This is a genomic window from Pseudozobellia sp. WGM2 (assembly GCF_017810075.1).
Taxonomy (GTDB): Bacteria; Bacteroidota; Bacteroidia; order Flavobacteriales; family Flavobacteriaceae; genus JADNYK01.
Map to the genome: position 1 here is coordinate 59,680 of NZ_JADNYK010000009.1, position 13,234 is coordinate 72,913.

14 protein-coding genes are annotated in these 13,234 nt (G+C 39.7%); all 14 read right to left on the minus strand.

Going from position 1 to position 13,234, the window contains the following annotated elements:
* Nucleotides 1-17: 17 nt before the first annotated feature.
* The 14 genes from IV512_RS17500 to IV512_RS17565 all read right to left on the minus strand — a co-directional run bounded on the left by IV512_RS17500 (nucleotide 18) and on the right by IV512_RS17565 (nucleotide 13,186).
* Nucleotides 18-815, minus strand: a complete 798-nt coding sequence (locus IV512_RS17500; RefSeq protein ID WP_209405728.1) for a hypothetical protein — start codon at nucleotides 813-815, stop codon at nucleotides 18-20.
* Nucleotides 816-866: 51 nt separating this feature from the next.
* Nucleotides 867-3,284: an outer membrane beta-barrel family protein gene (locus IV512_RS17505; RefSeq protein ID WP_209405730.1), complete on the minus strand. Its 2,418-nt coding sequence runs from the start codon at nucleotides 3,282-3,284 to the stop codon at nucleotides 867-869.
* 337 nt (nucleotides 3,285-3,621) lie between these two features.
* Entirely contained in the window at nucleotides 3,622-4,053 is a 432-nt protein-coding gene (locus IV512_RS17510) for a GNAT family N-acetyltransferase (RefSeq protein ID WP_209405732.1), read from the minus strand.
* A 9-nt stretch (nucleotides 4,054-4,062) separates the two neighbouring features.
* On the minus strand, nucleotides 4,063-5,259 hold the full coding sequence (locus IV512_RS17515) for an acyl-CoA dehydrogenase family protein (RefSeq protein WP_209405734.1): 1,197 nt from the start codon (nucleotides 5,257-5,259) through the stop codon (nucleotides 4,063-4,065).
* 9 nt (nucleotides 5,260-5,268) lie between these two features.
* Complete coding sequence (locus IV512_RS17520; RefSeq protein WP_209405736.1) at nucleotides 5,269-6,237, minus strand: alpha/beta fold hydrolase; 969 nt, start codon at nucleotides 6,235-6,237, stop codon at nucleotides 5,269-5,271.
* 447 nt (nucleotides 6,238-6,684) lie between these two features.
* Complete coding sequence (locus tag IV512_RS17525; RefSeq protein WP_209405738.1) at nucleotides 6,685-7,197, minus strand: hypothetical protein; 513 nt, start codon at nucleotides 7,195-7,197, stop codon at nucleotides 6,685-6,687.
* Between the two features lie 264 nt (nucleotides 7,198-7,461).
* Entirely contained in the window at nucleotides 7,462-8,547 is a 1,086-nt protein-coding gene (locus tag IV512_RS17530) for a nickel-binding protein (protein ID WP_209405740.1), read from the minus strand.
* Between the two features lie 25 nt (nucleotides 8,548-8,572).
* Nucleotides 8,573-8,905: a hypothetical protein gene (locus IV512_RS17535; RefSeq protein ID WP_209405742.1), complete on the minus strand. Its 333-nt coding sequence runs from the start codon at nucleotides 8,903-8,905 to the stop codon at nucleotides 8,573-8,575.
* Between the two features lie 255 nt (nucleotides 8,906-9,160).
* Nucleotides 9,161-9,874 carry a pirin family protein gene (locus IV512_RS17540; protein WP_209405744.1) on the minus strand — a complete coding sequence of 238 codons (714 nt, stop codon included), beginning with the start codon at nucleotides 9,872-9,874 and terminating at the stop codon, nucleotides 9,161-9,163.
* A gap of 28 nt (nucleotides 9,875-9,902) precedes the next feature.
* Nucleotides 9,903-10,181, minus strand: a complete 279-nt coding sequence (locus IV512_RS17545; RefSeq protein ID WP_209405746.1) for a GNAT family N-acetyltransferase — start codon at nucleotides 10,179-10,181, stop codon at nucleotides 9,903-9,905.
* 33 nt (nucleotides 10,182-10,214) lie between these two features.
* Entirely contained in the window at nucleotides 10,215-11,090 is an 876-nt protein-coding gene (locus IV512_RS17550) for a pirin family protein (protein ID WP_209405748.1), read from the minus strand.
* A 76-nt stretch (nucleotides 11,091-11,166) separates the two neighbouring features.
* Nucleotides 11,167-11,760 (minus strand): Crp/Fnr family transcriptional regulator, encoded by a 594-nt coding sequence (locus IV512_RS17555; RefSeq protein ID WP_209405750.1) that lies wholly within the window; start codon nucleotides 11,758-11,760, stop codon nucleotides 11,167-11,169.
* 9 nt (nucleotides 11,761-11,769) lie between these two features.
* The gene (locus IV512_RS17560) at nucleotides 11,770-12,738 is read right to left on the minus strand and encodes a sugar phosphate isomerase/epimerase (protein ID WP_209405752.1); all 969 of its coding nucleotides are present in this window, start codon (nucleotides 12,736-12,738) and stop codon (nucleotides 11,770-11,772) included.
* Nucleotides 12,739-12,859: 121 nt separating this feature from the next.
* Nucleotides 12,860-13,186 (minus strand): multidrug efflux SMR transporter, encoded by a 327-nt coding sequence (locus IV512_RS17565; RefSeq protein ID WP_209405754.1) that lies wholly within the window; start codon nucleotides 13,184-13,186, stop codon nucleotides 12,860-12,862.
* Between the last annotated feature and the right edge of the window lie 48 nt (nucleotides 13,187-13,234).

Here is a 13,234-nt window from a genome sequence, read left to right on the forward strand (position 1 = left end):
TATTAATTTCATTCGGTTCAAAAAGTATAGGTCATTCCAACGTTCCACGAAAATCCGGGATTGGGCGAAATAGAGGTGACCATAGGTTGGTTCATTTGTGTGGATAAAAACAATGGAAACTTTTTATGCCCAATACCCGCGACACCGGAAACAAAAAGGCTATCCGTATCACCATCCAAATTCAAATAGAAAACTTGCGGGAAAAAGCTGCAATACAATTTTTCTGATAGACGTAGTTTGGTAATGTTCCCGACCAATGATATAAAGTGCATCTGTTTCAACGAACCTTTATCAAAGCCGCGGCCTACGAAAACGGCCGATCCTAGACTGAATTTTTCTGAAAGCTTATATGTTGGTACAAACTCAAAGACCACATAGCGCTCCGCCTTCGCGATGGTCTTTGTTAGACCATTCTCAATGACTTCCGTATAACGATGCGAAATGCTCCAATTTGCCGACACCACTACACCAAAGTTCTTTTTGGCTAAGATTCGATACCGAAAACAACTATTCATAAACCATGGGTTGCCCTCAGTAGAATAGGCAACCTCGGGATCGAAACTAAACCTGTTCTTCCGCAGTGAAAAGAAACCCATGATTGCGGGTTTCCCTAATGAAAAGGCTGGTACCCGTGAAATACCGTTGGAGTTGAGACCGATGGTACCCGAAAATTTGAATCTGTTAGATGAGATTTCTCCTGTCTCTTGTGCCGTCAAGACTAAATAGCAGAAAAATAAATAAAAGCATAGAGACAATTTTCGTCTAGATTCCCCTGCTATATTTAAATGTCCAGTTACACTTTTCGATTTTTTCATTTGGTTCCGATTTCATTTTTTGCCACCTATTTCCATGCAAAAAGAATGATTTCACATGCGATCACGCTCTTCCTGCGAACCTGTCTTCCGATTTCTTTTTTCCTTTACTTTTTGATTCCCGAACGGGAAGGAATAGGTCAACTGAAAGACCCTTTCCGAAAAATTATTTTTACCATAAGTATTTATCCCCAATTCGGGTTGGTCATATTCCCATTCATCTATACCGCCTGTGGCCGTGATGTCTTGTACGCTGAACGTTATTGAGCTTTCGTTCTTGAATTTTTTGCTCACCCCAAAGTTGATATAGTGGTGTATGTACTGCACTTGGTCTCCGTCTATGTGCGGACTCATATACCTGCCGTCGATGTTGGCGGTCCATGAGTTGCTCAATTTAAAAATATTGGTAAGTTGTGCCGTAATGGTGAAAATGCCTTTTTCAAATGGCAAGGGCCTGTTCGATGAATCTTTGACTTTTTTGTAGGCACCATCTAAATTCCAGTTCATTTTCCAGATTTCACTAATTTTTATCGGGAAGCTTATATTCAACAAGTACCCATCCATTCGGTCAAAATTAATGGGCATACTGGTCTGCAAGCCTCTTTCCTTATCAACGGTGTTGTAAAATGCGATGGTTCCATTGGCCCTATTGATTTCAAAAGCAATCAGAAGAGAATTATGATTGTACGCCAATCTTGCCGCATTGGTAAACGATGGTCTAATGCGTGTGTTTGAACTGACAAACAGTGAAGGGTCTATTAAAAAATAGAAACCGGCTAAATGAAAAAAGGACGGGCGTTCGATTCGTCGGTTCATAGATAAAGTAAGCGACTTGGTAGAATCAATAGCGTAACTTGTTCTGACGACCGGAAAGAGATTGTTATAAGTAACGCTAAAGTCGCTCTCTCCCGAGGTATCATCGAGTTCATAATTATAATGCTCTAGTCGAAGGCCTAAATTACTTTCCCATTTTCCGTTCCATTTTTGGTAAAAGGAAGCATAGGCAGCCAAGACCTTTTCGGCAATATCATCGTTCGTAGAGAATGCTTCGTCATCCCCTGAAATATCTGCTATTCTATTCTGGATCAGTGATTCGGTATTGGAGTTGTTAAAGGTGCCCTTAACACCCGTCTCCAGCTTGTTGCCCGCTTGGTTTTTCCATTCAAAATCTGCCCTGACCGTGCTAATTTTAAATTGTGATTCACGATTGGCAGTAGTTTTTTCAATAGCTTCTTCAGAATTAAGATTATTTAAATCTGAAGTGTTTTGTACACCTAGTATCACCCTGTCTACATCAATATTTAGGGAACTATTAGCACCAATTTTTCGAAAATAATTAAGATTGATGAAGGTGTTGCGATTCGGATTATTTATGTCAAGTAGAAATTGTGATTCGGTATACGGTACCGCATTAACAGTGCCTTTAGATATACTGGAAAAATTATGGCCTCTCAAATTGTTTCTCGAATATCCAAAAAGCCCCCCGACAATATTATTTTTATCAATTTCAAAATCGGCACCTACTGTAATACCTAACGAATTATTGGCGGGGTTTTCAAATCTCAACTTGTTCTCGTAGTAATAATTATCTCCTTGATATTCATAATTTCTATAATGGTTTACCGTCGCCTTGGGCATTCTGTTATGAAATCCGGTTACATTACCATAAATATTTATGCGATTGTTACGATAATTCAGGTCGGTACTGCCGTTAAACTTTTCGCGTTGCCCCATACCGACGGTGAGGCTTGCGTTTCCGTTAAGACCATAGGTGTTATTTTCTTTCATAACAATATGAATAATTCCGGAGGCATTATCGGAATCGTATTTTGCCCCGGGCTGATGTATGAGCTCAATACGGTCAATGTTTTCGGCCCGCATTCCCTTTAACTGCTGTATCAAATTAGCTTTGGGTATACGAGAGACCCTATCGTTTATCATAATCAATACTTCGCCCTTATTGTTTACGCTTATACTGTTCGAATTCTCCTGCACAATTACTCCCGGTGCCTTTTGCAGTACTTGTAGCGCATTGTTGCCGCTAAAAGTGGGCTGCGACCCTACATTGAGTATCAATCTGTCGCTTTTTTGTTGGTACAGCGCTTTTTGGCCTACCACTTGAACGCCCTGTAATTGCTGATCCATAGTTGTCAACTGGATGGTTCCCATAGAGAGTTCTTTGGAATCGTTGATAGATACTGATTTGAAATACGGTTCGAAACCCAATAATGAAATGTTAAGCACATAGTTTCCTATCGCAATTTCTTCCATCTTAAAACGGCCTTTCGTATCAGTGGTTACTCCCTTAATCATTACGGAGTCGTGATGCTGCAATAAAAGCACATGGGCAAATGCCATTACTTCGTCTTGAGCATCAATTACTTGCCCAGTTATAATTGCCTGCTGTGAAGAAAGTGGAAGCCATAGGAGCAATGTAATCCCCTTCAGATATTTGATTAAATACCGATGCATACTATTATCTTTAAAGGGGGCTAGAAATAGAAGTAGTACTACCTTCCAATTTCGGCCATCATATCCCCAATGTGGACAATGGCAACTGTAACTGGTTAACCCATTAATGTCGGTGGAAGTACTTTCCTTTAGGTAATTGATTGAAACATACGGTCGTCCCCTTAATCAACCTGAGCACGCATTAACGTGTTTGAGTTTTACATCCTAGTCTAAATGTTTTTTTATTCATTTTCACTCTAGTTGGTCTTAACGTATTTCATTCTATGTCTATTTAATCGAGAGGTTCACCTATAGAACAATGGTTACTTAGAAACTGGGTAGTAAACCATCAACACTTCTAATGCAAGTATTTCTTATAATAAGCAGCTTTTGAAAAATAAGCTAGATTTTCATAAAAACCTCTAGCTTTAGAGGTAGCCAATGAAATCAAGACACAATCATTTGTCTTAGAAATTCTTTCAAATTCTAACATCAACTTTTTTCCAACACCAGTTCCCCTATTATTTGTGTTAACAACTATTTCGTCGACATAAGCTGTTTTTCCGTTAGCGTAAATGGTTAGATGCAAATAACCGGATAGGTAACCTACAATCGCATTTTCAAACTCTGCAATTAAAATCTGGTGGTTTTTGTCAAGAACTAATTTTTGAAAATTCTTTTCCAATAATTCTTTTTTAATGGTGACCGATCGACTTAACTGAGTCGCTAGCGCATAAACCATTTCTACATCATTTGTTCGAGCCTTTCTTATTTTGATTTTCTGCTGCATAAAATTCGATTACCTAGGCTGAAAATCGGGATCAAGACCTAGCATGGCCTTGGCCAGAAATTCACGGGATAAGTAGCCGTTCGCTGGATGGATTTTACCTAAACGAGCATCGCGGAACAAACGTTCAAAACCTGCTTTTCGAAGCAGACCGTAGCCTCCCATAATATCCATAGCCTTATCAACAACCCGCCAAGAGCCTTCAACGGAACGGCATTTGGCCGCAACGATTTTTATGCCCCAAGCCGGACCATAGTCTTTGCCCTCACTCCATTCACGGGCGATGGTATCTAAATGCGGACCGATACCCTCAATTTCCATGACCATTTCACCAACATCGTGCTGAATTACACCATTATAGGCCATTGAGGGTCGATCAAAGGAAATTGACTTTTTCTTCGGTAACTTTTCTAAAACCAGATCTAATACACGCTGTGCCAAGCCATAATAAACATTTGCAAAGCCCATTAAGGCCCATACAAAAACGCCGAGTACAAAACCGTCCATACCTTTAAATCCGGTAGGGAGGCTTCTGACAATTAGTTCATTGGGCACAAAAACTTCATTTAAAATGGTATCGTCAGATCGGGTGGCACGCATACCAAGCACATCGTCCCATGATTTTTTGATTTCATAATTATCCGTATCTCTTGGCATAAAGGCATGTATAACCAGCGGATTCTCAGGGTCACTATTGTCTTGGCCATGAAAACCCAAATAATCCCATACGGGAGACAGACTGCCGAACATTTTATGGCCGGTAAATTTATATCCGCCATCGACCTTTTCAGCCTTACAAGTGGAATACGTTGCCGGTGAATCGTTACCGGATTCGCCATGGCCTGCGGCAAACACCTTTCCTTTTCCCGCTTCTTCCAAAAGCCACTGCATCGAAGTGTCGCCACCCCGCCATAGGTCTGCAACCAGCCCTGTCCAATAAATATGCATGTTCAGTGCTAGTGCCGTGGGCGCAGCATGGTAAGCTAGTTTACGCGTGAGTTGCTCTACTTCGTCAAGCAACATACCATAGCCTCCAAATTCTTCCGGAACGGCAATTAGCAGATATCCTGCTTCTTTAAGCTCATCAAAATCTTCCTGAAAAAACATATTGTTGGCATCGTAATGTGCCGCTCGTTTCCCACAGTTTTCGAATATAATTTCTAATTTTTTTAAGAGTTCCTCTTTATTAATTTCTTGTGTGTGTACCATAAGTTTTTTTTAATTTTTAGCTAAAAAGTTGAATACTATTGTATTAAATTCTTCAGGGTTTTCTACTTGCAACCCATGAGATGCTTTTGGCAATATTTTAAGCTCATTATTTGGTAAGAGGGTGACTAATGTGTCGATGATTTTACCAAAAAATCGTGGTGAATGTTCGCCTTTAATCAACAATGTGGGAGCATTCAGTTGTTTGACTTCATTCGTAGATATTGGCGTCCAATTATTCTTAGAAATAAACCCTCCTTCCGATTCAGTAGTATTTTGCAACCACTGATTTCTAATTTCCTGTGGCACCTTACTATAAAAATCTTTACTACCCATTACTCCTGCTACAAAAGTGGCAACTGCCGAATCTTTTTGTTGTTGGGCAAAAAATTTTGTGGCAGGCAGAATAACCGTATTATTAATATCTGAAATCAACGAATCGCCTTCTTTCGACCCTGCCATTAAAGGTGCAACGGCAGGCTCGCCCAACACCATACTTAAAACTAATTCTGGATGGTCAATGGCTGTTTTCAGAACGGTATATCCTCCCCAAGAGTGGCCAACAAGATGTGCCGATCCTAAGTCTAATTTTTTTAATAGCTGAGCAAGATCTTTCGCATGTTGTCCTGCAGAATAATCGAGTGTATCCGATAACGGTTGGGCATTTGGCCATGCGTAACGACGACTATATGCAATAACTCGATACTTGCTCGCGAACGTATCAATTTGATTTTGCCAAGCTCTATAATCTCCAATACTGCCATGAACGAACACCACTGGTTCTCCTTTTCCAATATCTACATAATGTAAGGTATCACCATTGATGGCTATCGGCTTAAGTTCGTAGGTATTGGATTGGTTTTGAATTGCTACTTCTACAGCTTTCTTCTCAACAACAGTTTCTTTTGTTTTGTGATTACGGCATGCACCGGTAAACAACAAAACAGTTAAAAAGGTAAATAGGGTTACAATGTTTTTCACATCTCTTAATTTTTGGTTTTAGTCATTTCCGCTTGAAAGATTTTAATACTTAAAAGCACAATGCAACAGTAAACTGTACTAAGGGAGGGGGAAGTTTCGAACCATTTCGGTTTACTAATAACCCAAATAGTTCATTTCCATAAAATTACATAACTAACCCCTTTAACAATGTAAGTTTTGTACCTAATGATGAAACATATGTCTCATCTGGGTTAGCCGGTGTCTAATACAATTAGAGTCGAACAGGTCCTTCCCTGTTAAAAATACCAATTGCCATTATAAGCACGAACCAACCAAAACTTTTTTGAGTTTTTCACTGTCTATGAATGTAAACTAGGTATAGACCCAAAATATTCCATTTGTGTACGAGGGGGTTCAATGCTTATAACTTATCCTTTTTACCATTGATAGATCGAGAAGCGATCAACAGCCCCCTACATACTAGATTTACAATAAATTACCTTCGGTGTCGATACTTAAGGTCTTTTTAAATTGCTCTTTTTGTACTTGTATTTTGTACATTTTCTTTGTTCCCCTTTTATGGTGGTAAGAAACTAGATAGGTATTGTTCAACATTGTGCAACCCGGATATTCTATATAAACCCTATTTCTTACGGCCGTTGGTAACATTAGGTTTTTATAACTTTCACTGGTAAACAGAATTTTACCATTAAGGCCATAGGTAACCATAAGATTATCGTTGTCTTGCGAAAATTTGATTTTGTTCACCTCTCCGGTATCGCCATAGAAAAGTGATTTCTTAATATTGTATCTCGATGCCTTCTTTTCCAAAGTAAATACGCGCGAAGAAATGGTACCGCCCCTAACATTATCTAAATACTGTTGATTTACAGTAGCAGTATCGTTAATTTTTTCTTCTTTTGGTAGTTCTTGTGGGTTTTGTGCTAACCCCAGGCTGGCAAGACCCATACACAGTGTGCCGATTAAAGACTTACTCATGATATATAGTTTTAAATTAATATACTGTTTGATTGGGGGGGCGATCCATTATCTTGGATGCTTGATTTACATCGGATTTGGAACGATGGCAAGGGGAAGTATAACAAGTAAGATTATCAATAACCCTACTTCGATTCACTATTGTAAAACTACATTGAAATATAGGCGGAAAGTGTAAGTCTTATTTCAAATGTTCGCACTTTTGAACCTCTTCTGTAATTTCTGGTTCTAAAAGTGAAACGAATGGCTCATCGTGTAAGTTACCTATAAAATAGAGGTATTTGAAAGCTTTAAAAACTGTGTTGGCAAGATGTCATACCTTTTTCTAAAGACACGGGTAAAATAAGTAGGGCTATTAAAACCAAGGTCATAAGCTATTTCTGCGATGGTTTTGCCATTCTTTTTTAGGGCTTCTAAAGATCTGCGTAGGCGCATTTCACGAATTAAAGTATTGGGCGACATACCCGTAAGTGATTTTATTTTTCTATACGTTTGGGCCTTGCTTAAACCTAAGAGTTGGCCAAGGTCATCACTTTTAAAACTGGAATTGTTGAATTCACTATTCAGAATTTTGAACAATTTTTCACAGAAAGAAAAATCTGTGGCGTTCACGATTTTTACGTGCGCATGGTTTACTTTGGGTGTGTTCGATTCTTTTTGAGAAAGCGCTTGCGTAATGGCATCTAAGTAGACCACTTTGCTCAACCCGATCCAACAAAGAGTGTGAACCTTTTTCTTGGTTTGTTCGAATAAGTCGACCCCTTCCTCATCAACCGGGCTACCACTTACCAACGCCAACCGGTATTCAAAATTATCTTTAACGGTGTGCAATAAGTTGGCAATGGCCATCGCGGCAATAATTGCATCTGAGGCGAGAAGAAATGATGCCATTGTTTCATCATCGTTCGGCTGACGTACTATTTTACCTCGAAATTTTTCTATCAGTCGTTTTGTCTCATTGATATAATGCCGATATTTTCCAGAAAAGTCAGAAGTGTTGATCAACATAATAGTTCTGAAACCTGTATCGAGATTTCCATCTGTTGTATAGGCCAAATCATTCTTTTGTGTGCTACCGCGAGACATGAATATGTTGTACTCATCATCGGAGACCTCGATGATATTACAGGCCGTCATGCCGTGGGATTCTTCATGTGTTTTGTGGCAGGCTTCCTTATTAGGGCCTTCCATTAGGCAAAACACCATTTTATCTTCTTCGTTTACCCAATATTTACGTTGTATTACCCCAAAACTTTCCTGTATGGCCAAATCCTGCATATGAGCCTTTATCACGTCTTCGACCGTAAAGTCATCGGAATCGACCTTGTGTATGTCCATATATAGCGGCATAATATTGGTTTTTGAATTTATGTGTTCAAGTTAAAATATCTCGACGGTAACAGGCCAGACCCCGCTTGAAAGCACTTGATAAAATATTTTTTAAAGCTTGCCTCGAAGGTGGTCTGGAAACATAGTGATAATTGCTGCTCAACAACTCCACTAACCTTGTCAAAATATACCTGCGAAAAAGGGCTTTGGGCGATTTGCCTGCAATCCTAGCGTGCTTATTAAAGCTTTGTGCAAAATAGGTCGCAATTGCTGAAATTACGACACCCGAACTTTGAATGCCAAAATCTTTTTGGTGTGCCATGATATCATGGTTTGCCTCGATTCCCGGAACATTATGTGAATACATATAGATTACCATGTGGGAAATTTTAAATAAAATTTTTGATTCAACGGGGAGGGGAATGGTATAAATATACGGATTGTCAAGCTGATAAATCGAATTTTTGATTCAATTTATGTCAGAATTGATTCATATTCAGAAAGATAGGTTGTAGTTGCATATTTTTTATGCGAAGAATAAATCTATGAATGAAAAATGGCGCCCTGAGTTAGGCGCCATTTTTCAAATCATAATTTCGATCCTTATATTACGGATATAGCGAACATATGTCGATTAATTGGCCATAGGCACCTCCATCAGTAATACTTTACTATTTTCCAAAAAGGTAAACTCGATTTTATCGGTTTCCCAAACCCCAAGACCATCGCGTCTGGCCAGCCTTGTGCCGCCAACTGCGATCTCACCTTCTAATACAAAAATGTAAAGACCGTTAGAACCGTTTTTCAAAGAGTAGGTCGTTGATTGCCCCTTGTCAAAATGCCCTAGATGAAACCAAGCATCTTGATGGATCCACACACCGGTATCGTCGGCATTCGGTGATAGTATCTGGAAAAACTGGTTGGTGAGGTCAGATTCTTTAAGGCTTATTTGGCCATATCGAGGTGTGACATTTACTTCATTGGGCAGCACCCATATCTGAAGAAATTTGACCTTCTGGTCGCTATTTTTATTCTTCTCACTATGTTGAATGCCAGAACCGGCACTCATTACTTGAATATCACCTTGTTTGATAACGGTGGTGTTTCCCATGCTATCTTTATGCTCTAGGTCGCCCTCTAAAGGAATGGAAATAATTTCCATATTGCTATGTCCATGGGTGCCGAAACCCATTCCTTCGGCAACTTCGTCGTCGTTTAAAACTCTGAGTACGCCAAAATTCATTCGTTCAGGATCGTGGTAATTGGCAAAACTAAACGTGTGATAACTGTTTAACCAGCCATGGTTGGCATGGCCTCGGGTATCTGCTTTATGTAATATCGTTTTCATAGTATTCTAGTTTTATATATTCACTTTATTATAGTACATCTCTTAGTTCTGAATTTTTCTTGAACACACTGGCAGCGAAAGGACACAACGGCAGAATCTTCTTTTCATGTTCACGGGCGTATGCAATAGCCTTCATTAGCAATTTTTTACCTGCACCTTTACCTCTCAACTGGTCCGCGACTTCAGTGTGGTCGATGATAAATTTATTCGGTCCGGCCCAGGTATAGGTCATTTCCGCAGAACGTTTGCCATCTTGCTCGATAAAGAAGCTGCCTTTGTTACCATTGTCTTGTTGCTGAACTTTCATATTTGCGAGTTTAAATTCACTTCTTAAGTTATTCTATTCTTCTAAATACCCAAATTTGCCCAAGTTGAAATCTTCGACGGCCTGAACCAACTCCTCCTTAGTGTTCATTACGAAGGGACCTTGAGCTGCGATAGGTTCTTCTATGGGCTTTCCACTTAACACCAAGACTACGGCATCCGAGTTAGCATGAATTTTAAAATTCTCGCCTTCATTTTCAAAAAGTACTAAATGGTCGGTAGAGACTTCTTCGTTGTCAACTACAATTGAGCCTTCAATAACTAAAAGAGCGGTATTAAATTCAGACGGGAAATTAAATTTTGCCACCCCACCTTTATTTAATCTAGCATTCAACATATGAATAGGGGTAAAGGTTGAAATAGAACCGTTAATACCCTTATACTCTCCCGCGATGACCTCAATTTGGCCTAATTGGTCTTCTATTTTGTAAGATTTAATGTCACTGTGTTTCAGTGCTTGATATTTCGGTGGAGACATTTTGTCTTTAGCCGGAAGATTTACCCATAATTGTACCATTTGAAAATCACCTCCATTTTTAGAAAACTTCTCGCTATGATATTCTTTATGCAGCACACCAGAGGCAGCGGTCATCCATTGTACATCACCTTCACCTATAACGCCGCCACCGCCAGCACTATCATGGTGGGCTACCTCGCCCTTATAGGCAATGGTTACAGTTTCAAAACCACGATGTGGATGAACCCCTACGCCCTTTGGCGTTTCCGATGGTGGAAAATGGAATTTTGTATTGTAATCCAGCAGAATGAACGGACTCATACGTTCCATTGTCAACCTAAAACTACTGGGAATAAATCTTTGTACACGAAACCCGTCACCTACAAATTGTGGTGATCTTGGTGGAACTACCAATTCTATTTGTTTAGTGCTCATCATCTAAGGTCTTTAATTTGTATCAAATTTAGCCTGTCTATAGCACCTTTGCATTGATATATGTTAAGAAAGACTTTTACCCTGGTCTGAAGTTGTTTTTGGCCAAATCACGCCTTACCCGACTAAGGCTTTCGGGAGCAATGCCCAAGTAAGACGCCACCATCCATTGGGGAACACGTAATAAAATATCTGGATATAGTTTTATGAAGTTCAGGTATCTTGTTTCGGCCGATGCGCCTAATAGCAGACTGACTCTTTTGTTCAAATGCCTAATATGGTTGTGCAATAGCCGGTCGTTCAATTTTCTGAACGATGGCCCTAGTCGTGATATTCGGTCTATAAAATTTTGGTCTAAAAGTACCACTGTAGTGCTTTCGATGGCATCGATATAGTAGTTCGATGGTTCATTGAAATACACACTGCCACGGTCGCTTACCAACCAATTTTCAGGAGCAAACTGTAAAATGTCTATTTTACCTTTTTCATTAAGGGCGTACATTCTTAAAAGTCCTTTTTCCACAAATATAGTGAGGTCACAAACTTCACCTGATTTTAATAGGAACTCTTCTTTAACGACTTTTTTGGTTTTAATGCCATTACATAATTCTTCAATGGCATCGTTGGGCAGACCCCATTGGGTGTTTAGGTATGATTTAAAATTTTCAAGCATGTTTGCTCATTAAATATGATCGGCCAGTGCGTCGGAAACTATTGAGTAGGTGGTCTCATAACTGGCTTTTAATAATGCCTTGGCATTCATGGTGTTCCAGTAGGTTTTGTTGAAAAGTTCTACGGAAAATCCGCCACGAAAACCTGCTTCATAGAGTTTGGGAATGATTTTGTCAAAGGGGCATACCCCTTCACCGGCCAAAACCCTATCAGCGTCGGTCAATTGATCATAAGCTGGCGTAGAAGGGTAGTCGTTCATATGCATAACCGGAAGTTTGGCACCGTTCAGAAGGTCTATTGACCCCCAATCGTTTCCTCCTCGGTAAACATGATAAAAATCTAACAATACCGTCGCTTTTGGGTGGCCGGTCGCCATAGCGATTTTGGCACAATCGGAAACTTTGTGCAAGGCGCCCATACCCCAAAGTTCTAAAATGGGGGTGACCCCTGTTTCGTCGCCCAATTCTAAAATCGCTTTGTAGCGATCGGCATAGGCGTCATATTGATCAGGATTAATTTTATCAATGCCTTGAACCGGGGCGGCAAGATATTCGCCACCCAATTCTTTGGTGATTTTCATTTCTTTACGAAGTTGCGCCAATGCCACTGTTCTTTCATCAGCATCGTCGCTACACCATTTTGAAAATCCGATAATATTTTCAAGAACTAGACCTCGGTCTTGTAACTTTTTTTTCAATTGATCGGTGCTTCCGCCTTTATCGAGATAAGCCCTGATGTCGCTCATCCATAATTCAATACCGTCAAATTTGGCATCGGCCACATAGTCGATTTGCACATCGACAGGTAATTTGTAATGCAATAAGGTAGAGCAGTTCAAGCTTATACGTACGGGAAGCTTTTGAACGGTATTTTTTTTGTTTTTTTGAGTTGTACTGTTGGCATAAGCATGGCCGCTCATTGCTGCCAAGGAACCCAAAAGAGTAGTGGAAATAGCTTTTCTTCTTGAAATTTTGGTCATCGAAATCGGTTTAAAATCTAAAGTTAGGGTTTTTGCTTGTGTTGCACCTTTTCTAACCTTCCAAATAAAATTAGTCGCACTAGCCCATTTTTACCAGAGTATCCAACAATAACAAATTTATTTAATGCGAAACGACCTTTAGTCCGACAATTGAGATGATCAGTGTTGAAATGAAAAATAACCTCCAAAATGTTGTTGGTTCTTTGAAAACCAGAATACCGACTAAAACGGTGCCTACGGCACCGATGCCCGTCCAAACACCATAGGCGGTGCCAATGGGTAATGCTTGCGTTGCTTTTATCAATAGCGCCATGCTCATGCAAAGGGCTAGTAGAAAACCCGTATACCACAGGTACATTTCATTGCCCGAAGTTTCTTTTGCTTTGCCCAAGCAAAAGGCAAAACCTACTTCGAATAGGCCAGCGATGATGAGTAAGATCCAATTCATAATCTAGCAATCACTTTTATGAAGGTATATTTTCTCTTGTGATATTTC